The following is a 20,026-nucleotide window of genomic DNA, read 5'->3' on the forward strand; positions in this document are numbered from 1 at the left end:
CAAGGACGAGTCGGCGGGTATGGACGCCCTTGCCGAGCGGTTGGAGTCGGCTGGTGGGAGCGACAGCCTGGTCAATCTCAAAACGGCGGGCTGGATGATGGGTCAGGGGCAACCGAGTGTCGATCGCTGTGTCACCCCGGAACGCTTCGTCCGGGGATATCACGAGCGCAAGCTCAACCCCCGGCAGCGGCAGGCGATCGAGCAGTCCCTCGGCAGTGAGCTCACTTTCATCTGGGGCCCACCGGGAACCGGCAAGACCGATGTCGTCGCTTCCGTCATCGAGGGCTGCTACCGGCAAGGGCTGCGAGTGCTCTTCGTCGCTCCGACCAAGGTCGCCGTAGATCAGGCGCTGAAGCGGATCTGCGAACTGCTGTCCGGCGAAGAGGGCTTCGACATGGGGCTCGTTCAGCGCGCCGGGGACATCGAGCTCGCCTCTCTGTCCGCCAGATTCGGCGAGCAGATCAGTGCCAGACGGATCGCCGAACGGCTTGCCACCGCTGTGGCCGCACGGATCGCCGAACGGCTTGCCACCGCTGTGGCCGCACGGATCACCGAGACACGCGAACTGCTGGACGCGGCGCGCCGGGACCTCGCGCTTCACGCCGAGGTCGAGCAGGTCACAAACGAGCTGAAGGATCTGCACGCGCGACGTGACGAGGCCGGACGGCACTCCACAGCCCTGCCCCGCCAGATCCACGCCGAGCAATCCGCCACCACCATGGTCGAGCGGCAGATCTTCGATACCGGCGCTCCTTCCGGGTTCTTCGTCAAGAAGAAACAGGCCAAGCTCGACGACCTCCACCGCTCCTATGAGGAACATCGGAACACCATCGCCGCGCTCGACCAGCAACTGCGCGCCGCACTGGCCGCCCAGCAGCACTGCACAACCGAGATCACCAAGCGTGAGCCAGAGCTGGCCGTTCTGCGTAATCGCCTGAGAAGAGTCCCTTCGGCAAAGCCTCTTCGAGAAGCCGTCGAAAGGCTTCAACAGCAGCTCACCTCATTGGAACAAGAACAGCAGAAGATCGAAGAAGCGGTACGGGGCAACTGCCGTGTCATGGGCACCACGGTCGCCAAGGCAGTGCAGTCTCGCAAGCTTCTCGACTCGATCGACGTGGTGGTCATTGACGAGGCCGGCATGGTGAACACCCCCTCGGCGTGGTGTGCCGCTGGGCTAGCCACCCGGCGCGTCGTCATCGCCGGTGACTTCCGGCAGCTACCCGCCGTGACCAAGGCCTCTGGCGACCGGCGCTCCTCCGCCGAGGACAAGCAGCACGTCGCGCTCTGGATGGACCGCGATGTCTTCGCCACGGCCGGGCTGGTGGACCAGGCGGGTTCGGCCCGCCAGGACCGCCGGATGGTCTCTCTGGACACGCAATACCGTATGCGCCCGGAAGTGACGGTGAAACGCCCCGAACCTTCCGGAGTCGTGGTTCGACCAATCCAGAGCTCCTCCTTCTCCCGCGATGAGGCGCTTAGAGTCAGGTCCACTCGGGGCACTGGCCTGCCATCCAGTCATCCCTGAAGACGGAGTACCCAAGATCCCCTTTTGACGCAAGACCTGAGCACCACAGGTGCAGGGCGGTTATGCCGCGGTCTTCTTGAAGTTCTCGATCAGACTGGTGAAACTGTCGCCGACGTGGCCGGCGGCGACGCCTCGCTGGAAGACCTCCAGGATCGCGGTGGGCAGCGAGGCGTCGATGCCGGCGCCGTACGTGGTCAGGTCGCGAGTCCGGCCACCGCCGCGTGCAGGGCAAGCAGCCCTGGCACGGACTCCGGCAGGCGCCGGCCAAATCCGCACTCCGTCGCCACGCCGAACGCATCGACGGCGGTCAGCGCGGCGTCGATGCGCCGCCGTGCGCCGTCCTCTCCATCCGTCGCGTGGACGAGCCCCAAGTAGAGCTCCGTACGGGCGGGCAGTCGCAGGTCACGCAGCGGGGCGAAGTAGGCGGGGTCCGTCCGGCCGATCGGGACGGGCAGGTGGATCCACGCGAGCGGGTGGGTGAGTCTGCCGGCCAGCGCGTTCGCAACGGTCACGAGACGTCCGGTGTCCTTCGGTTCGACAAAATGGCGATGTCCGCTGTCGCCGTAACAGAGGTGGTAGCCGACCTCGACGTCGGCGGGAACCGCATCGCCCAAGCGGATCAGCCGATCGAGGACCCCCTGTTCGAGATCGGGGATCCAGCTTGGGAAAACGCCCTCGAGCATGCCGAACTCGACCGCGGTGTCCCACTGGATGGAGAGCCGGTCGTGCGGAACGGCGTCGGTTATCAGCTCCAGTTCGCGGAGCATGGCCGCCTCGTAGACCGGTTCGACCGCGGCCTGGACACCCGTGTCGAAGTGAAGCCGGATAGGAGCCATCGGCGTCGGGAGACTCACCTGGAAGCGAACGTCAGGCAGCACCCCGGCGGCCTGCAGTCGCTGGAAGACCTCCCACGACGCGCGCGCCGCCTCCGCGTAACCGAGAGCGCCGAAGCGCAGGGCGGCGGGGTCGACACCGTCACGCAGCCGGAACTTCGGAGTCCGGCTGTATCCGTCCTTCTCCACCGCGTCCGTGATCAGGCCGGGGGTCTTTTCGAACACCGCCCTCTGCCAGAACGTCCAGTTGGACCGAACCCCGGTCTCGCCGTCCGGGACACGCCGGAAACGGCTCCCGAGCTGAGCGGCGACGGTGCGGAAGACCTCCTCCGCATCGCCAAGAGGGACACTACCGACGAGGTGCACGCCACAAATCGACATTTCACCCAAATTAGTCGATAACGGGCAATTCTGGTTAGAGGCGGCCATGGGTGCTTCCCACCCCCCTTCATCGACTACTTCTGAAAACCGACAACAAGGCGGCAGGCGGGTGGAGATCCTTTGACGCGGGCTTCCTCGACCGGCTGGAAACCTTCCGTCGCGCGGCCCGCAAGCAGCGCCGTATCGTCGAGCTGATGGGCAAGGATCTGCGGCAGCGGGGAGCCTCGGCGGAAACGGCCGCGCTGGCCTGCTACCAGGCCGGTCACGAGATCGCGGCCGGCGACCCGGATGCGCTGTGGCCGGGCGTGGCCGCGGCCTTCGACCGGCTCGGAGTCGTCGCGGGCCTCGGCTGAAGGATTCCGGCATGTAACGGGTGATCGTTCTGCCGGTGGTCGTCGTCCCGGTCCTGACGTCGCTCCTCGTGGCGATCGGCGGGCTCGACCCGGCCGGGCCGATGATCGGGCCCGGCGGCGGCGTTCCTGCCGATCGGGCGGCTCGGCCCGTATCCGGGGCGGTGTTCAGTGTTGGGCGACCTGTTCGGCGAATGCCTGTGGATTGTCCAGCATGATGTTGTGGCCGGCGTCGGGGATGGTCACGACCCGCACTCCGGCGCCCTCCAACTCCGATCGTCCAGCCGGCGGCTGCGACAGCGCCCCGACCAGGAACGTCCGCGGAATCCGCAGGTTCATCAGCAGTTCCCTGGTGGTCGGGCCGGCACCGGCGCGCAGCCCGAAAGCACTGCGGTGCAGCGCCGTGGGATCGGCGAGGCGCATGGTCGCGGCCCACGACGGCCCCACCTGATCCAGGATCCGGTCCATCCCGTCGGCGGCGAACTCGGCCTCGGTGAAACTGGTGATACCAACGCTGCCGGGCGCGGGTGGAGGCACCGGGTCGAGGGTGGCTTCGGCCAGAATCAGCCGAGACACCAGATCCGGTCGTCGGTGGGCCAGCGCGATCGTGACGGCACCGCCCATGCTGTGACCGATGACCTCGGCGTCACTGACCCCGGCGCCGTCCATCGCCCGGGCGAGCGCGTCGGCGTGATCATCAAGTCGGTAGCCGAACTCCGCCGGACGGTCACTGAGTCCGAAGCCCAGCAGGTCCATCATCAATGTCCATCTGCCCGCCAGGAGCGGCAAGGTCATCGCCTGGGTGAAGTATGCCGCCGCCTGCGCCCCAGCCCCATGGACGCAGACCCGGGCCGGTCCGGTGCCGGTGATCTCCACCCAGCGAATCCGGGAGCCGTCCGCCAGCACCTGTGCGTCACGCATGTGTCTTCGTCCCTCCCTGAATACATCGGAGGCAAGGTATCACGAGGCCAAGGTATATTGCTCTACGGCGACAGGCGCACCAGGAGGAACCATGCTTGAGTTCGCGATCCTCGGTTTTCTCTACGACGAGCCTCTGCACGGCTACGACCTGCGAAAGCGGCTCGCGGCGCTCACCGGGCACGTCCGGCCGATCGCGGACGGCACCCTCTATCCGATGATCAAGCGCCTGGAGACGGCCGGACTGCTGACCCGCGACCTGCAGCCCGGTCAGATCGCCGCACCCCGGCACATGCTCAGCCTCACCCCCGCCGGGCGGGCCGAACTGCTGCGCCGGCTCCGGGAACCCGACGAGCTGTTCATCACCGACGAGAACCGGTGGTTCGCCCTGCTCGCCTTCCTGCGTCACCTCGAAAGTCACACCGAACAGGCAGCGGTGCTGCGTCGACGGCTGGGGTTCCTCGCCCAGCCGGCCAGCTTCTTCTGGGACGGCGACCGCCCGTTGCGCGCCGCGGACTTCGACGATCCGTTCCGCCGCGGCCTCTTCACCATCGCCACCGCGACGACTCGGACCGAGCTGCGCTGGCTACGCGACACCCTCGCCGACCTGGAGGCGCCGGGCGCACCGAAGTCCGCCGCCGGCGACGTCACGACATGACGCCCCTGATCGGTTGATCCCCCGAAAGCCGATCCGGCCTGGGCGCACCTCTAGCTCCTCATCCTGCACACGCCGCTCCTGTTCTTCTGCGAAGCAGGCGGCGGTCGCCCGCGCTCTGGCAGACCGAAGCCACTCAGCGCAGTACGGCCGCCAGCAGGTCGGTGCCCAGCGCCGTCAGATCGGGCAGATGGAGGGTGTAACGGACGTAACGACCGTGCCGCCGGGCCGTGAGCAGGCCCGCGCGGCGCAGGACAGCGAGGTGGCGGGAGACCTCCGGGGGTGAAAGTTCCCAGGCGTGGGCCAGCTCACCGGTGGTGTGCGGGCCGCGGACCAGGGTGCGCAGCAGCCGCAGCCGTACCGGATGCGCGAGTGCCTCCAGCCGTAGCGTCACCGTTTCCAGCGATACCGGCTCCGATGGACTTGCCTCGGCCACGGGGTACTGCACCACCGGCTGCCAGCCGGGTGCGTGGACCACCACCAGGTGCGGGCGGCCGAAGACGCTGGGGAGGAAGGTGACCCCGGTACCGTGGGCGGCGGTCGCATTGTCCTGCAGCTTGTCCACGATGATGCAGTCGCCGTCCGGCGCCAGGGTGACGGCGCCGGAGACCGACGCGAGTGCCGCCCCGATGCCCTGGCGCTTCAGCAGGTCGTTCTTCAGGCGCAGGTCGGTGGCGAGTTGCACGGCGACGCCCGTCCAGGCGGCGTCGAAGAAGGCCTCGGCGCACTGTTCGAGGGTGTGACGCACCCGCGCCCGCACGACGGCCGGGTCCGCGAGCAGCCGTTCCGCGAAGGCCTCTTGCATCGGGCCGCGGGCCTGGGCCAGGTCCAGGGCCCGCTCGCGCGCCGTCGCGTCGGCGAGCGGCGACGGCGCGGCGAAGTGGACCCGGTTGCTGCCGCACGTGGTGATGAGTGCGGAAGTCACATACGTTTCGTCGTCGATCCGGTCCACGTCGTCCAGCTCCTCGGCGAGGGTCGGCCGAGGACGAGCGGGGACCAGAAAGTCGGCTCGTGAGGAACGCCAGAGGAACTCCGCCTCCCGCAACCGCTCGGCCAGCTCCGGCCGCAGCCCAGCCCAGACGCCCCCGGCCCAGCCGGCGAGCTGAGGGTGATGCCCGGGTTCGGCCAGCACATGCAGCATCGCGGTCAGCTCGGCCAGCGGGGAGGCGGCGAACCGCAGTCGCCCGGACGGCAGGCCGCCGATGTCGATCCTCAATGTCACCCCCTCATCATCACTGACCGTACGGCCGACGACGGCGTCGGTTGACGGTATCCGTCAACCGACGTGCCCAGCCTGGCGGCCGAACGCACCGTTGACGCCATGACAACCACCACCAAGATCCAGCCGCGCGCCCTCGTCCGTGCCTCCGGAGGCCCCCGCTATGCCGTCGCCCTGGCCGTGGACGCGCTCGGCACCGGCCTGCTGCGGCCCTTTCTGCTGCTCTACGGGATGACGGTGCTGAGGCTGTCCGCGTCGGCCACCGGCATCGCCATGACGGTCGGCGCCGTCGTGGGTCTGGTGTGCATGCCCGCGGTCGGCCGATGGCTGGACCGGGGCGCACGCAGCACGGTCGTGGCAGCGTCGATGCTGGTGCGGGTGCTGGGCGTGGCGCTGCTGCTGGCCGCCCCGACGGGGCACGTCTGGCTGTTCGCGACGGCGGCACTCTTCCTCGGCATCGGCAACCAGGCATGGCCGGCCGCCCATGCAGCCCTCGTGGCCACGGTCGCCCACGGCCGCGAACGCGACGCCGCTCTCGCGGGAGGCCGCGCCCTGCGCAACGCCGGCCTGGGCGCGGGCGCGCTCCTCGCCACCGCATGCCTGGCGGGCGGCACCACCGCATTGCAGGTGCTGGCAGCCGTCACCGGGCTCGCCTATCTCGCCGCGGCGGCCTTGGCGTGGTCGGTCCACGTGCACGCTCATCCGGCCGCTGCCGCTGCCGCGGCCAAGGACAGGGACGACGAGCCCGCACCCCGGATGCGCGCGCTGCTGGCCGCCAACGTGATCTACGTCTTCTGCCTCAACCTCTTCGAAATCGCGCTCCCCCTGGTCCTGGTGACGCAGATGCACGCATCCCCGGTGTGGTCGGCGGCCATCTTCGTGGCCAACACCGTGCTGGTGGTCACCCTGCAGGTTCCGGTCACCGTCCTGATGTCCCGCTTCCCCCGCCGGTCTGTGCTGGCAATCGCCGGCGTGGTGCTCACCGTGTCCTACCTCGGCTTCCTCGCGGCGACCTCACTGGGACACGGCTGGGGTGCCCCGGCCGTCGCCACGGTGTCCGTGGTCTGCACCATCGGCGAGATCATCTATGCCGGCAGCGCCACCGCGCTCGTCACCGCTCTCGCCCCGGCCCATCTCCTGGGACGCGCCCTCGCCCGCTTCCAGCTCTCCACGGGCTTCGGCCTCGCCGCCTCCCCAGCGGTCATCACCGCTCTCGCCTCCCACGGCCCGGTCGCCCTCTGGGGCAGCCTCGCCGCTGCGACGCTCCTCTCCGCCTCCGCCGTTGCCACCGAGAAGGATCGTTGAAAGGTGCTCTTGGCCCAGAGGTAGGAGAGGGCGGCGATGCCGGCGCACCAGGCGACGGTGATGGCGGTGCCGTTGCCGATCGGGGTGCCCAGGAGGATCCCGCGGGTGGTCAGAGGCTGCGGGCGGTGATGTCGCCCTGGGAGGTGGTGGCACGGATATCGAGATCGGCGCTGCCGTTGTTTGTGAGGGCGTTACTGATGCGGCCGTAGCCGGTACCGGCATCCAAAGCGGCCGACACCCCGGCCGCGGCACCGATCGAGATGTCACCGGACTGGGTGCTGAGCACCACCGTGCCGCGTGCGGCCTCGGTGATGCGGATGTCACCGCGGGTGGTGCTGATCTCGGCGGGGCCGCCCAGGCGGCCGATCTCGACGTCGCCGTCGATCGCGGTGAGCCGGACGCTCGCGGCTTCGTCGATTTTGATCTGGTGGTGGGCGCCGTCGATGGTGAGGTCGCCCAGGCGGCCGACGCCGCGCAGCTCGGCGGCGGCGGCCGTGGCCTGCAGGTGGGAGCCGGTGGGCAGTTGAACGGTGATTTGCAGGGAGCCGGAGGGGCCGAACAGCTGGTGGGTGGGCGGGGGGGTGTGGATGCGCAGGATGCCGTCGGTGTGGGTGACGGTGGTCTGTGCGGCGGCCTGGACGTCGCGGGTTTTGGCGGGGTTGGTGGGCAGGATCTCGACGGTGGTGTCGGTGCGGTCGGCGGCGATGAGCTGGAGGCGGCCGGCGGGGATGTCGATGATGGTGGTGATCGGGGTGGGGGTGGCGAACTTCTGCATGGTGTGCTCCTGTGCCTTGTTGTTTCTGACAGTGGAAACGCTACGTTGCATTCCATTTCAAGGCAACGTGCTCGTTGCGGATAGTCCGCGTTTATGCAGGTGAAAATGGTGAAATCGTTGCGATGGCCCTGAGAGTAATGCAACGCCCATCTCCGCCTGCGTTGCAATGGATTGAGAGCGAACGCTACAGTGCGGGCGTCGCCGACCACGAAGAGGATCACGGTGCCGGGAGGCGGACTCACCCAGCGGGACCGCCGACAGATCGCGCTGAGGCTGACCGACGGCCTCGCCTGTGCCAAGATCACCCGAGGCCTGGACCGTCTCGATCAGCGTCCACGAGCCGATCAGCTCATCCGGCTCCCACCCCGCACGCATCCCCGCGCGAACTCCGGGGTCATTCCTTACACCGCGCACAGCCGTGCGCCGTTCGGGCCGTAGGCGTGTACGACCTGGTCATGGGAATCGGATCCGAGCAGGTTGGAGTAGTCACCTATTCACACAGTTGTCCGCCTTTCCGAAAAGCAAGGCTCCGACAAGTGGAACGCCACGCTTTCGCCATCGACGAGAAGACGGCCAAAAAGGCGGGACTGGATCTGACATCCACGCCTGCCCGCCATGGCCTCAGCGTCTGACCTCGACCTATCCTGGCAGGACGGAGTGTGGAGCGGCGGAGATCGCCCGCGGCGCCTCGGCCATTCGGCCATGAGGGCCGGTCCAATTCGATGCCGACGATCAGTACGTCAGGGACATGTCCGCAGACGAGCGAACTCGGCTGCGAGCCACCGCCTGCCTTCCTCAAGGCCCCAAGGCCTCGAAGCCTCGAAGGCGAGACACGACGTCACGCTCGCCGTACCCCTGCGGGGAAGGCCGTCGTCGAGCGACGTCACACCCGCGGCCCGCCGGTCCGCGCCCTGTGGTCCAGCCCGCGGGACCGCCTTGAGACACGGGAACCGAAGTATCGCGCGGTTGGCCTGAACCGCCATCTGATCATCAGGAGACCATCGTGCTCGACCGGGTGTTCAACACCATGTCGGCCTCTCTGTGGAAGAGCAGGGACAGCCTCAGAAGGCTTGTGCGGGAACAGGCTTCCCTGCACCGGTTGGCGACGCTCATCGCGCGCGGAGAACCACCGTCCATGATCTTCGCCGCGGTGCCCAAGGAGGTGGGTGAGGTCCTCGGCGCGGACCTCACCCGAATGCTCCGTTACGAGCCTGACCAGACGGCAACCGTTATCGGCGCGTGGGGCGGGCCCGAAAAGGTGCTGCCGACCGGCACCAACTGGACGATCGTGGGCAGCAACGTTCCGTCCATGACGCTGCAGGAGAACGCCCCCGTGCGGATGGACTGCTTCATCGATGCCGTGAGCCCGCTGTGCGTCTTCCTCCGGGAGCACGGCATCCGCTCGGGGATCGGCACCCCGATCGCCGTCGAGGGAAAGTGCTGGGGGGTGATGACGGCCTTCTCAACCCATAACCGGCTGCTGCCCCGCGGAGCCGAGACGCACATCTGCGACTTCACCGATCTCGTGGCCATCACCATCGCCAACGCCCAGGCCCGCACCGACCTGACCGCCTCCCGGGCTCGGATCGTGGCCGCCACCGACCAGGCCCGGCACCGGGTCGAACGGGACCTGCACGACGGCACCCAGCAACGGCTCATCTCGCTCGTCCTGGATCTCCGTACCGCCGAGCACAACGTGCCCGACGACGCCCCCGAGCTCAAGGCCCAGCTGTTCAAGATCGCCGCAGGTCTCACGGACGCGCTGAACGACCTGGCGGAGACCGTACACGGCATCCACCCGGCGATCCTGACCCAGGGTGGCCTCAGGCCGGCGATCAGCGGGCTGGCCCGCCGCTCCGCCGTCCCGGTGAACCTCGACGTACACATCCCGACCCGGCTTCCGGAGACCATCGAGATCACGACCTACTACATCGTGGCGGAGTCCCTGGCGAACGCGGCGAAGCACGCGCAGGCCTCGGGCGTCCACGTCGAGGCGAATGTCAGGGACGGCCGACTGCATCTGTCGGTACGCGACGACGGCGTCGGCGCCGCCGACGCCGGCCAGGGCAGCGGCCTCACCGGGCTCATCGACCGGGTCGAGGCGTTGTACGGATCGATCGAGATCACGAGTCCGGCCGGCCAAGGCACCCTGCTGCGGGTGGAACTGCCCATCACCAGCGGCTGAGTGCCCGCCCGTGGAGAACACCCGAGTCGGTCCCCCACCTCGTCGTCTCGGCCATACACGAACATCGCAACACCGCCGTCGTGAAAAGCGTCCATGACCCGGGTGCCGGTAGCACGGCCGGGGCGGTGGCGTGATCTCAGGTGTCGACGGTGGCCGGGACGCACTCGACGATGGTGTGCCGCGCCGGGATGTCGTGCACGGCGGCGACCCGCAACCCGGCGGCCGCTGCCAGCGCCCGGTAGTCGTCGATGGTCCGTTCCCGGCCGCCGCTCAGGACCAGCATCCGCAGGTTCATCTCCGCGAACATGGCCGGATCGGCTTCCAAGGCACCGAGCGACTCAAGGATCAGCACCCGGCCGCGCGGGCCCGCCGCGGCGGCGCAGCGGCGCAGGATGGCGATCGCCTCGGCGTCGGTCCAGTCGTGCAGCACCCGGTTGAGCACGTACGCGTCGGCGCCGCCGGGCAGTTCGTCGAAGAAGCTCCGCCCGACCGTCTCACATCGGTCCGCCAGCCCGCGCCCGGCCAGGTACCGCTGCGCGCGTGACGCGGTGTCCGGCAGGTCGATCAGCACACCGCGCAGGCCGTCGTGGCACAGCAGCAGCTCGGCCAGCAGCGCCCCGGTGCCACCGCCGACGTCGGCCACCCGGGTCAGCGCCGACCAGTCGTAGCCCTCCGCCAGCTCGCGGTACGCGGCGTTGGCCGCCATCGTCGCGTCGAAGGACGCGCTCAGCTCGGGGTTCGCGTCGAGATAGCGCCAGAACGGTGCGCCGAACACCGCCGGCCAGGCCGGTTGGCCGGTCCGTACCGTGTCCGCCAGGCCGGTGAAGGCCAGGTCCATCCGGCCGCCGAACCCGTCCAGGTCCAGCCACCGCCACACCGCGGACGGGTGGTCCCGGCGCAGCAGGGCGGCCGTCCCGTTCACCGCGAACGTGCCGGGCCGGGGCTCGACGAACACGTCGCGGCTGACCAGATGGCGCAGCAGCCGGCCCAACGCGTCCGGGTCGGCGCCGGCTCGGGCGGCCAGATCGTCGAGGTCCGAGCCGTTCTCGTCCATCAGATCGGGCAGCCGCAGGGTCACGGCCACCCGGAGCGCCATCGGGGTCACCAGGTCCATCAGCGGCGTCAGCGCCCGCCATGCGGTGGGCCCGTCCAACGCAGCGCCACCGGTCGTCTCATCGTTGCTCGTCATGCGCACCTCCCGCCTGTATTGTGCGCGATGACATAGGCCACGGTTTGGACGAATCGGCCTTCATCCTTCCCTGCCGCGCAAGGTGAATCGCCCCGGTTTCCTGGAGACCCCAGCGGTTGATCTCCTCCGCCGCCTCGATCGCCGAAGCCTCACTGAGCTCCGTGGACTCCTCGAACAGCTTCTCCAGAAGCGCCCTGCGGTAGTCGGCATCGCCGAGAACGGTCATCACCACCGGGTCTCCGCCATGCTCGCCAATGATGTCCGTAATCCTGTCCCGCACAAGTTTTCCCATGTCCGGTCTCTTCCGCACGGATCCCTTTCGAAGCCCCAGAGACCATCCCGGCACCAATGCACCATCTGCGCGGAATCCATGACACCCGAACCTGCTCCGGGCGTCCTCGGTCGTGTGGACGATGTGGTCGACAGAGCGCGAGAGCATGGGTTCCCCGCATAGGAGAAAGGGAGAAGCCTCAGCTGAGGCATCCTACCGATTTTCCGGTTAACGTCCCAAAAACTTAGGTCCTGACAAAAAGTAAATGTCATCTTAAGCTCGCGGGGATCGCATGATCATGCGACCGTTCTGATGTTTACGGGGAGTCTCCACCGTGATTCAGCACCCGCATGCGCTCCGCAGAGCGCACGCACGCCGTTTCCTTATTCCGACCATCACCCTCTCCACCCTCCTGACGTTTCTGCGAGGGAGCCGGACGCCTGTCGTGCCGCGTGCGGCCATGGGGTTTGTGGGTGTGCCCAGAAAAAAATCTCCGATGACCAGAAAGGCGAGAAGGTTCCTCCTCGTCTTCGTCACGCTGGCCATGGCGGTCACCGGGGTGACAGTGACGCCGCAGGTTGCGAATGCAGGGACGTACGGCCAGAAGCCGGAGGTGACCTGTACTTCCGAGGCGCATCCGCAGTTCGCCTCGGACATGGCCGACTTCATGCGTATCGCCATCAATGTCGGCACGGTCGTGCGGTACGACGGCTCGCACGAGCCGGGCATCGCCTTCTACGACTATGTCACCCGCACCGAGTGCTACAGCACGACAGACACCAGCTTCAAGACCGCCAGCCTGGTGAAGGCCTCGATCCTTGGCGCGCTGCTCTACCGGCCCCAGGAGATCAGCGACGCTGAGCGGCCGCTGGTTGAGAAGATGATCCTCGAGTCGGACAACGACACCGCGCTGACCCTGTGGAAGGAGAGTCTCGGCTGCGGCAAGGACGAGGCCGGCAACGTCCGGCCGTGCACTCTGTACCGGGACTTTCTGGAAGCAGCCGGAATGGACGGCACCTACCCCGACGACGGTGGCGCCTTCGGCGACACCTACACCACAGCCCGAGACCAGATCAGACTGTTCAAGGTGCTCACCTCCCCCAACGAGTTGATCGGCGCCGACCGCCGGACGTACGCGATGGATCTGCTCGAGCGTGCCGAGCCGCGGTACGGTGTCACCTCGTTCGCGCCACCGAACACCCGGCAGCGGCTCAAGGTCGGGTTCTCGAAATTGGGCGATGACGATGACCACTGGCGAGTGAACGCCGCAGGACAGGTCCAGGGCGGCAGCCAGGGTTACAACTATCTTGCGTCCGTCCTCACCGACCGGAACGAAGAATTTCCGACTCCGGGCCCCTTTGAGTGGCCGTTCAACGGCATCGAACGGGTGGACGCGATCGCCGAGCAGATCAACTGCGGCGCCCGGGAACTCAACGGCGACAACTCATGCTGGGATTTCAAAAGCGAAGACTGCTACATCTCCTCCCCGAAGATGGACTGCCGCACCGACCACCCCCTTCGCTCGCACCGCAGCCAGCACTGGGTACGAGTGTCCATCGGCGCCAAGCTGGGCTCCACGGTGCACTGGAAGTTGATGGACGCCGCCAACGGCAGCGTGGTCCACGAGGGCGACGCCGTCGGCGGGCCGAGCTGCGTATGTGAGAAGACGGTGTACGGGCTGTATGGAAGCTACATCCTGCTGCTGAACACCAACGTCGCCAACGGCGGCGACAACGGCACCATCTCCAACCACACCGGCGGTCCGCAGGATCCAGACCCGAATCAGCCGCCGGTCGTCAACGCCGGGCCCGACCTCGAGGGTGACGAAGGCTCGCCGATCAGCGTTGCCGGCTTCGCCAACGACGACGATGGATTCCCCCGGGTGCAGTGGACCGCTCGGCCCGGTGACGGCGTGGACCCTGGCGGGTCCTGCACCTTCGCCAATCCGAACACGTTGCACACCACGGTCACCTGCAACGACGACGGCACGTTTGCCATCACACTGTCCGCGAACGACGGCGTGAACGCGGCGGTCCACGATGAGGCACTTGTCCGAGTACGGAACGTCGCACCGACAATCGGCTCCAGCCCCGGTCAGCGATCCGCCGAAACGGCCGGAACCCGGCGCGACGAGGCCGCTGTGGCGAAGTCCATTGAGGGCGGCATCGAGACACCCCGCCCCTGGCAGGTGTTCCGCGTCGGTGACCCGGTGCCGCTGACCGCGACGTTCACCGACCCTGGTAGCAACGACACCCACACCTGCTCGATCGCCTGGGACGACGGCACGACGGCGTCGCCTGCGGCCGACGGCCTGGCCTGCCGGGCGACCCACACCTTCGCTCACCCGGGCATGTACACGATCAAGACAAGAGTCACCGACGACGACACGGGCAGCGGCCTCACCGAGGTAATGGTGATCGTCTACGACCCGGACGCCGGATTCGCCACCGCGGGCGGGCACCTGCCCTCACCGGCCGGGGCGCTGACCGCCAACCCCTCAGCCACCGGAAAGGGACACTTCCAATTCAATCCCAAGTATCACCCGCACGATGAAGGGCCCGCCCCCCGGAACGGAAAGGTCCAGTTCCGGATCGACGGAGTTCCCTTCGACCTGTCGTCGGCGGAACTCCAGTGGCTCGTGGTCGCCCCTGACGACAAGATCGCCGTCAAGGGAACGGCGAACGTCGGCGGAAAGGATGGCTACGGCTTCGTGGCCTACGCCTACGACGCCGATCCCGACCGGTTCCGGCTGGTGGTGTGGCCGCTGTCCGCAGGCGACTACCCCACCTCCACCCTCACCTACGACAACAGTCGTCATGCCGGCTACGACCTTGACGTGGCGCAGCCGCAGCAGATAGGCAACGGGTCCATCCAGGCGCACAACTGACGACCGGTGGCTGCCGCCCACACTGAGCGGCAGCCACCGATCCGCCCGATGTGCGTCCAACCGGTGCGAGCACGAGCGCTTGCAGATCGAGACCCTCGCCGACAACACGGCGATGCTCCGCCCGGCCACCGACGCCGGGTTCACCCGCGAAGGGGTCCCGCGGAAAGCGGCACATGCCCCACAACCTCCGGCTCCCGGTTACGGTGGGCGAGCCCCGACGAGGTGGCAGCTTCGTGCCGCCCTCACATGGGCAACGGCGAAGACCCCGCCATTCGTCAAAGGCGCACCCGCCCAGGTGCGCCGGCCCATGACGAGTCGATGGCCTCACGGACGGTGGCCGCTGAACAACCACGCCGCCGCAAGAGACCGATGACCGGGATCGCGCGGGTCATGGTCGCTTACTGACCCACCGGAGGTGGATCGTCCCGCAGCCTGCTGTACATCCAGCCGTCGCGCCATTGACCGTCGCGGAACTCCACCGCGCGCAGGACACCCTCCAGCGTGAAGCCCGCTTTCTCCAGCGACTTCTGTTCCGCGATGTTCTCCGGGTGGGTGGCCGCCTCAACGCGCTGGGTCGGAGTATGGGTGAACAGGTAGTCGCACAGCATTCCCTGCGCGCGCCAGCCGACGCCGCGCCCGCGCCAGTCGGGGAGCAGGGCGATCCCTATCTCCCAGTATCGGGAGAACCCGGACCCTCGCGCCGACCAGCTCATGAAGCCCGCCACCGTACCGTCGACCTCGACGATGACCCTGCTGTCCTCCTCGCCCAGAAACCCGTCGACGGCGAAGCGCCGCGCCGGTGCCTGCGCATCGCGAAACCCCATCCAGTCCAGGCCGACCAATCCCGGCTCCGTGGCGAAACGCCGGAACATGGCGAGATCATCTTCGGCCACCGGGCGCAGTCGTATCCCAAGGGCGCTCACCGCGCCACCTCCCTGCGATCCGTTCGTCAGCGCATGATCACGTCACTGGCCTGGACCTTACCTCGCGAGATCCAGAAGCGCGGACGACCTTCCATGGTCTCCTCCCCGACGGGCGGGCAATCACCCTTTACTCTGTTGCACCAAGATCAGATCTAGGGCATCGTGCTCACCGCCGACGATGAGCACGCGGCTCCCCACGCGGCAGAGTCTGAGCCCGCTCGGCTTCGTGCTCACAGAGGCTCGCGGCGCCCAGGAGGTCACACGGTGAAACAGGACTGGCTGAACGAGGTGGACCGGGTATTCGCGACGGTGCCGCCATTGGATCGCGAAACGGAAGGAGCACATGCCCCATGACCTCCAGCTCCCGGTCACGGTGAGCGAGCGTGGCGACGTGAAAACTTCGTGCCACCCCCGCGAGGCTAACGGCGAGGACCCGGCTATTCGTACGGAGCGCCGCATCGTGAACGATCCACCTGAACTCGCGCACATTCGTCGTCGGGGGCCGCTCCCGCGTGCCGGAACCCGGTCGCCCCGCGCGGCAGCCGGAAGACCGACGACGAACGCAATCTCCCCCGCTCCGCCTCGGGAGCGGGAACCGCACCCGTCACGATCCGACCTCAACCCGCCGGAACCCGTCCACGACTTCGATGCCGAAGACACCGGGTGGCGTCGGTGCGATGGGCGGGTTCAGCCGTCGGTGTCCTTGGGGTGGCGGGTGGAGGCATAGACGAGATGAACAGTTCGCCGAGCCTCGTCAACGAGGTAACGCACTCGGCCGCCTGCGGTGACCTCGTACTCCCACTGCGGATACTCGCGACCCCCCAGCGTCCCGGTGGCAAGGCGTCCGCGCAGCCGGTGCTGCCGGTCGGGATCTTCCTGCGACAGCGGGGCGTCGCGCAATGCCTCAAAGCAGCGCCGGGTGTTGCCCACGGCCTCGGAGCACAGATCAACCCATCCCTTGGCAGCCTCACTTGTGGCAAACCGCAGGTGCCACTCGTCCCCGATCGGTGGCGGGGCCACGGCGTCGCCACGCTTGGGACTCACAGCACGACCACCTCGCCGTGATCCTCATCGGGCAGCGCACGGGTGAGCTGTGCGGTCAACGCCGGGTCGGCCAGGATTCGGGCGGTGGCACGCCATTCGACGATGACCCGATGCAGGGTGGCGTGGACGTCCAGATCGACCGCATCCCGCGTGGCCTCGACCAGTTCTTGGACGAACTCCTGCGTCTCGTCCAAGGAAAGGTGACGGACCCACGGGAAGACTGCGGGCAAAGCGTGCAGGATCGCCCGAACGCCCTCGTCACTGGCAAGGAGCGCGGCGACCATGCGGGCCGCGACGTCCGCGGTTTCCTCCCGTTGCCGATCATGCCGCGCCGTGGAGATGAACAGGTCTTCTCCGTCGCGGCGCTTGACGTGCACTCGATGAACCCGATCAAGGGTCTCGGCGACACGCTTGGAGTGCTTCGACAGATCGGAGAACGGGACCGTCGGTGTAACCATGCTGCATGGTACTTCGGAATACGTTCCGAAGTAAAGGACCCTTGCACTCACTTACGATCCCCAGATGCCCGGACATCCTCGATGCGAAGTTCGGGACGGTTACCCCATTCGCCGCCTCCCTTCAACCCTCGTCGAGTGGATTCGGCATCGAACAGACCTAGCAGCGCTCCTTCGTCCCGGCTGGAAGATATGAGCGATCTCCGGCGGGATCCAGAAACACCCGAAGTCACCCCGTAGGCGCATCCGGGTAGCCGATTTCGGTGATGTCCTTGGCGAGTTCGACCATGTTGATCTCGGGGTTGAGGGATTGGACGACCTTGTCGGAGAGCGGCCTCAGGGCGTAGACGTGCTCGATCGCGTCGAGGGGCGTCTCCGTTTCGAAGTAGTCGGACGCGAAGCTCCGGTATGCCTCAGCCGAACGGTCGGTGAGCAGAGCGAACAACCGGTTGGCCCCGTCCGGATCCGGATGACGATCTGGGAACTCGATCCCACGGGTGCACCATCGGGGATCGGAGGTGGTTCGCCAGAGGCAGGCGGTGACGCTCGGCGTACCCTCCAGCATGAACGCGGGCTCGTTCACCTGGGCCTGGAAGACCTCGGGAACCGCGTCGATCACGCCAGGCCACGGCTCCCAGTCTTCATGAGCCCACGGGCTCATCGGGGACTCGTGATCGAAGCCCCGGATATAAACGCCGGCGCCGGAGAAGACGATGGAGTATTCATCGCCTGAGCCGTTGCTCATCGAGGCCATCTCCTCCGCTGACGCCTAGTGCGCGTCAGCGGAGTGATAGCGATATTCCCATTCAGGGCTGAGGATCGCGTCCAGCATGGCCAGCGCTCGGCAATGAGCCCTCAGAACAGGGATCTCGGGCAACTGCGCGGCAACCTCATGCACGGTCATCCCGACATTCAAGCCCACGATCAACTCCTTCGGCGTCACCGCTGCCGCCTTCGGTGATCAGGGTGACGTGCAGGGGCCTACCAAGTCCGAAGCGCTCGCAAGCGAGAGCGTTCACCGCTGATCCGCTTCGGCGCCGGCCCGTTCAGAGTTTCACGGGCAGTGCCTTGAGGCGCCATGCGCCCGGGTTCAGGTCGCGTTCGAGGTCGTCGCCGTCGACGGCCAGGGAGAGTCCGGGGAAGCGGCGCAGCAGTGCCTCAAAGGCGACCTCGCTCTCCTGACGGGCCAGGGCCGCGCCGAGGCAGTAGTGCATTCCGTGGGAGAAAGCGACGTGGGTCTCACGGCGGCCGTCGGGCACGCGGGTGATGTCGAGCCGCCGCGGGTCGCCGAACATCCGCGGGTCGTAGTTGGCCGCGACCAGGGACGGCATCACCGCCTCTCCCCTGCGTACCGTCTCACCGCCGACCTCGACGTCTTCCGTGGCGTAGCGCATGCGCACCGCCAGAGCGGGGCCGCACCAGCGCAGCAGCTCGTGGACGGCGCGGGGGGTGAGGGCGAGATCCGACAGCAGCAGGGCGAGCTGGTCGGGGTGGGTGAGCAGGGCGGCGGTTCCGTTGCCGATCAGGTGGGCGGTGGTCTCGTGCCCGGCGACGACCAACGTCATGATCATGGTGACCATCTCGGTGTCGCTGAGGCGGTCACCGTCCTCCTCCTGAGCCTGGATCAGCCCACTGACCAGGTCACCCGTGGGCTCGGCGCGGCGCCGCCCGATCAGCTCCTGGATGTAGGCGACCATGTCGCGTACGGCCTCGGCGAAGCTCGGGCCGTACGACGAGACCAGGGTCCTGCTCCACTCCCGCCACAGCGAATGGTCCTCCTCGGGGACACCGACCAGCTCGCAGATCACGATGATCGGCAGCGGGTAGGCGAAGTGCTCCAGCAGATCGACGACCCCGTCCTCGGCTGCTTCCGGGAGCCGGTCGAGCAGCTTCTCGGTGATCTCCTCCATCCGTGGCCGCAGCTCCAGGACCCTGCGCGCGGTGAACGTGCGGGAGACGAGCCGGCGCAGCCGCAGGTGGTCCGCGCCGTCGAAGGCGAGGATGCCCTCCAGCAGATACTTGTTGTACTCGGGAGGAACCCCGCGCGCCTGGAGCATCTGCGCTGCCATGTTGTCCGCACCCGCGCCCGGCACGTTCGCCGGATCGTTGACGAACCGCGGGTCGTTCAGCACCAGCTTGACGTCGTCGTACCGGGTGACGAGCCACACCGGCTGCTCGATACCGGGAATGGCGCAGCGGGCGAGCGGGCCACGCTCCCGGATCCGCGAGAAAGCGGTGAACGGGTCGCGTATCAGTTCCTCGTCCATGAAGTTGACGGTGTCCATGGTGACCCCTTCTGTCGTGGTCAGATGTTCATGTTGCTGCGGATCTCGTCGTGCAGGCGGTCGACCATGCGCTGGAGGACACCGCGGACGTGCGGCACCAGCGTGCTCAGCCACTCGGGGTCGTCGGAGACCTCGAAGGCCAGGCGCACGACCTGGGCGAGCATGTCCCCCGCTGTGCTCTTGGCGGCCGGCTCCATGGTCAGGAAGCCGATCAGGATCGCGACGAACGCGTGACGCTGGTCCTGAACGGATGAGTCCGCGCGCAGCACGCCGCGCTCGCGCAGGAGCTCGAAATACTCGTTCATGGCGCGCTCGCGCTCTTCGGCCAGATCCCCGGGGGCCGTCGATACGACCTGGATGAGCGAACCGAGGGTGTCGGTGTCGCCGGTGAAGATCGCACGGGCGACGGGGTCCTCCTGCACCCGCATGTAGACCGACCTGGCCATCCTGCTGAGCAGGAGTGCCGCGGGATCCTCGTCGAGGTCGCGGAGGAAGAGCTCGACCATCCGAAGGTGCGAGGCCGTCATCACCGTCATGAACAGCTGCTCTTTTGTACTGAAGTGAAGGTAGACGGTGCCCTTGCCGACGCCCGCGCGCCGGGCGACCTCATCTATGGTGATCCGCCGGTATCCCCACGACACCAGCAGCTCACGGGCCGCGTTCAGAATCCGATCGGCCCGCAGGTCGCGCTCAGCGTCGGCCGAGCGTGCGGAAAACCGCGCCATCTTCCAGCCCCCTTCGAGGTCCCGACTTCGTGACCAGATTTGAAATCTGGTCACGGGGTCATGCGGCTCAGGGTAGATCAAGGTGTGATCGAGGGCAAGAC

At 67.6% G+C, this 20,026-nt stretch carries 20 protein-coding genes; 6 read left to right on the plus strand and 14 right to left on the minus strand.

What is annotated here, in order from left to right:
* Positions 1-19: 19 nt before the first annotated feature.
* On the plus strand, positions 20-1,525 hold the full coding sequence (locus CHC08_RS01425; protein WP_089205271.1) for an AAA domain-containing protein: 1,506 nt from the start codon (positions 20-22) through the stop codon (positions 1,523-1,525).
* Between the two features lie 60 nt (positions 1,526-1,585).
* Here CHC08_RS01425 and CHC08_RS52720 read toward each other — a convergent pair whose 3' ends face one another.
* Both CHC08_RS52720 and CHC08_RS01435 read right to left on the minus strand, forming a co-directional pair.
* The gene (locus CHC08_RS52720; protein ID WP_089205272.1) at positions 1,586-1,801 is read right to left on the minus strand and encodes an imine reductase family protein; all 216 of its coding nucleotides are present in this window, start codon (positions 1,799-1,801) and stop codon (positions 1,586-1,588) included.
* Positions 1,720-2,739: a hypothetical protein gene (locus CHC08_RS01435; RefSeq protein WP_089205273.1), complete on the minus strand. Its 1,020-nt coding sequence runs from the start codon at positions 2,737-2,739 to the stop codon at positions 1,720-1,722. Before CHC08_RS01435 ends, CHC08_RS52720 begins: the two co-directional genes overlap by 82 nt.
* 50 nt (positions 2,740-2,789) lie before the next feature.
* On the opposite strand from CHC08_RS01435, the gene CHC08_RS01440 reads away from it, so the two are divergent.
* Positions 2,790-3,092, plus strand: coding sequence for a hypothetical protein (locus CHC08_RS01440; protein WP_089205274.1), 303 nt, complete (start codon positions 2,790-2,792; stop codon positions 3,090-3,092).
* Positions 3,093-3,257: 165 nt separating this feature from the next.
* On the opposite strand, the gene CHC08_RS01445 is transcribed toward CHC08_RS01440, so the two are convergent.
* Positions 3,258-4,010 (minus strand): alpha/beta fold hydrolase, encoded by a 753-nt coding sequence (locus CHC08_RS01445; RefSeq protein WP_089205275.1) that lies wholly within the window; start codon positions 4,008-4,010, stop codon positions 3,258-3,260.
* Between the two features lie 91 nt (positions 4,011-4,101).
* On the opposite strand from CHC08_RS01445, the gene CHC08_RS01450 reads away from it, so the two are divergent.
* Complete coding sequence (locus CHC08_RS01450) at positions 4,102-4,665, plus strand: PadR family transcriptional regulator (protein ID WP_089205276.1); 564 nt, start codon at positions 4,102-4,104, stop codon at positions 4,663-4,665.
* A 133-nt stretch (positions 4,666-4,798) separates the two neighbouring features.
* Here the strand turns inward: CHC08_RS01450 and CHC08_RS01455 are convergent, their stop codons facing one another.
* Positions 4,799-5,884, minus strand: a complete 1,086-nt coding sequence (locus CHC08_RS01455) for a helix-turn-helix domain-containing protein (RefSeq protein WP_089205277.1) — start codon at positions 5,882-5,884, stop codon at positions 4,799-4,801.
* A gap of 99 nt (positions 5,885-5,983) precedes the next feature.
* Here CHC08_RS01455 and CHC08_RS01460 point away from each other — a divergent pair, with 99 nt between their 5' ends.
* The gene (locus tag CHC08_RS01460) at positions 5,984-7,186 is read left to right on the plus strand and encodes an MFS transporter (protein ID WP_089205399.1); all 1,203 of its coding nucleotides are present in this window, start codon (positions 5,984-5,986) and stop codon (positions 7,184-7,186) included.
* A gap of 109 nt (positions 7,187-7,295) precedes the next feature.
* Here CHC08_RS01460 and CHC08_RS01470 read toward each other — a convergent pair whose 3' ends face one another.
* Positions 7,296-7,961 (minus strand): DUF4097 family beta strand repeat-containing protein, encoded by a 666-nt coding sequence (locus CHC08_RS01470; RefSeq protein WP_089205278.1) that lies wholly within the window; start codon positions 7,959-7,961, stop codon positions 7,296-7,298.
* 1,003 nt (positions 7,962-8,964) lie between these two features.
* On the opposite strand from CHC08_RS01470, the gene CHC08_RS01480 reads away from it, so the two are divergent.
* Positions 8,965-10,146: a GAF domain-containing sensor histidine kinase gene (locus CHC08_RS01480; RefSeq protein ID WP_089205280.1), complete on the plus strand. Its 1,182-nt coding sequence runs from the start codon at positions 8,965-8,967 to the stop codon at positions 10,144-10,146.
* 136 nt (positions 10,147-10,282) lie between these two features.
* On the opposite strand, the gene CHC08_RS01485 is transcribed toward CHC08_RS01480, so the two are convergent.
* Together CHC08_RS01485 and CHC08_RS01490 are read right to left on the minus strand one after the other, a co-directional pair.
* Positions 10,283-11,335: a methyltransferase gene (locus CHC08_RS01485; protein ID WP_089205281.1), complete on the minus strand. Its 1,053-nt coding sequence runs from the start codon at positions 11,333-11,335 to the stop codon at positions 10,283-10,285.
* The gene (locus CHC08_RS01490; protein ID WP_143653051.1) at positions 11,319-11,627 is read right to left on the minus strand and encodes a nucleoside triphosphate pyrophosphohydrolase family protein; all 309 of its coding nucleotides are present in this window, start codon (positions 11,625-11,627) and stop codon (positions 11,319-11,321) included. Before CHC08_RS01490 ends, CHC08_RS01485 begins: the two co-directional genes overlap by 17 nt.
* A gap of 475 nt (positions 11,628-12,102) precedes the next feature.
* Between CHC08_RS01490 and CHC08_RS01495 the strand changes: the two genes are divergently transcribed.
* Positions 12,103-14,493, plus strand: coding sequence for a PKD domain-containing protein (locus CHC08_RS01495; RefSeq protein WP_089205283.1), 2,391 nt, complete (start codon positions 12,103-12,105; stop codon positions 14,491-14,493).
* A 398-nt stretch (positions 14,494-14,891) separates the two neighbouring features.
* Here the strand turns inward: CHC08_RS01495 and CHC08_RS01500 are convergent, their stop codons facing one another.
* From CHC08_RS01500 to CHC08_RS01525, 7 genes are all read right to left on the minus strand, one after another.
* Positions 14,892-15,416 (minus strand): GNAT family N-acetyltransferase, encoded by a 525-nt coding sequence (locus tag CHC08_RS01500; RefSeq protein WP_089205284.1) that lies wholly within the window; start codon positions 15,414-15,416, stop codon positions 14,892-14,894.
* Between the two features lie 687 nt (positions 15,417-16,103).
* Positions 16,104-16,460, minus strand: coding sequence for a hypothetical protein (locus tag CHC08_RS01505; RefSeq protein ID WP_089205285.1), 357 nt, complete (start codon positions 16,458-16,460; stop codon positions 16,104-16,106).
* On the minus strand, positions 16,457-16,918 hold the full coding sequence (locus CHC08_RS01510) for a prevent-host-death family protein (protein ID WP_089205286.1): 462 nt from the start codon (positions 16,916-16,918) through the stop codon (positions 16,457-16,459). The genes CHC08_RS01505 and CHC08_RS01510 overlap by 4 nt, the downstream gene beginning before the upstream one ends.
* A gap of 226 nt (positions 16,919-17,144) precedes the next feature.
* Positions 17,145-17,660 (minus strand): hypothetical protein, encoded by a 516-nt coding sequence (locus CHC08_RS01515; protein WP_245878058.1) that lies wholly within the window; start codon positions 17,658-17,660, stop codon positions 17,145-17,147.
* 24 nt (positions 17,661-17,684) lie between these two features.
* Positions 17,685-17,858, minus strand: coding sequence for a hypothetical protein (locus CHC08_RS51165; protein ID WP_245878059.1), 174 nt, complete (start codon positions 17,856-17,858; stop codon positions 17,685-17,687).
* A 103-nt stretch (positions 17,859-17,961) separates the two neighbouring features.
* Complete coding sequence (locus tag CHC08_RS01520; protein WP_218825061.1) at positions 17,962-19,200, minus strand: cytochrome P450 family protein; 1,239 nt, start codon at positions 19,198-19,200, stop codon at positions 17,962-17,964.
* A gap of 20 nt (positions 19,201-19,220) precedes the next feature.
* A complete protein-coding gene (locus CHC08_RS01525) occupies positions 19,221-19,925 on the minus strand; it encodes a TetR/AcrR family transcriptional regulator (RefSeq protein WP_089205287.1) in 705 nt (234 codons plus the stop codon).
* Positions 19,926-20,026: the final 101 nt, after the last annotated feature.

The organism is Streptosporangium subroseum, assembly GCF_900188345.1.
Classification (GTDB): Bacteria; Actinomycetota; Actinomycetes; order Streptosporangiales; family Streptosporangiaceae; genus Streptosporangium; species Streptosporangium subroseum.

Coding starts and splice junctions, on each gene's coding strand:
- CHC08_RS01425 (WP_089205271.1), top strand. CDS start 20: ATGGACGCCCTTGCCGAGCGGTTGGAGTCGGCTGGTGGGAGCGACAGC.
- CHC08_RS01435 (WP_089205273.1), bottom strand. CDS start 2,739: ATGTCGATTTGTGGCGTGCACCTCGTCGGTAGTGTCCCTCTTGGCGAT.
- CHC08_RS01445 (WP_089205275.1), bottom strand. CDS start 4,010: ATGCGTGACGCACAGGTGCTGGCGGACGGCTCCCGGATTCGCTGGGTG.
- CHC08_RS01450 (WP_089205276.1), top strand. CDS start 4,102: ATGCTTGAGTTCGCGATCCTCGGTTTTCTCTACGACGAGCCTCTGCAC.
- CHC08_RS01460 (WP_089205399.1), top strand. CDS start 5,984: ATGACAACCACCACCAAGATCCAGCCGCGCGCCCTCGTCCGTGCCTCC.
- CHC08_RS01470 (WP_089205278.1), bottom strand. CDS start 7,961: ATGCAGAAGTTCGCCACCCCCACCCCGATCACCACCATCATCGACATC.
- CHC08_RS01485 (WP_089205281.1), bottom strand. CDS start 11,335: ATGACGAGCAACGATGAGACGACCGGTGGCGCTGCGTTGGACGGGCCC.
- CHC08_RS01490 (WP_143653051.1), bottom strand. CDS start 11,627: ATGGGAAAACTTGTGCGGGACAGGATTACGGACATCATTGGCGAGCAT.
- CHC08_RS01495 (WP_089205283.1), top strand. CDS start 12,103: ATGACCAGAAAGGCGAGAAGGTTCCTCCTCGTCTTCGTCACGCTGGCC.
- CHC08_RS01510 (WP_089205286.1), bottom strand. CDS start 16,918: ATGGTTACACCGACGGTCCCGTTCTCCGATCTGTCGAAGCACTCCAAG.
- CHC08_RS01515 (WP_245878058.1), bottom strand. CDS start 17,660: ATGAGCAACGGCTCAGGCGATGAATACTCCATCGTCTTCTCCGGCGCC.
- CHC08_RS01520 (WP_218825061.1), bottom strand. CDS start 19,200: ATGGACACCGTCAACTTCATGGACGAGGAACTGATACGCGACCCGTTC.
- CHC08_RS01525 (WP_089205287.1), bottom strand. CDS start 19,925: ATGGCGCGGTTTTCCGCACGCTCGGCCGACGCTGAGCGCGACCTGCGG.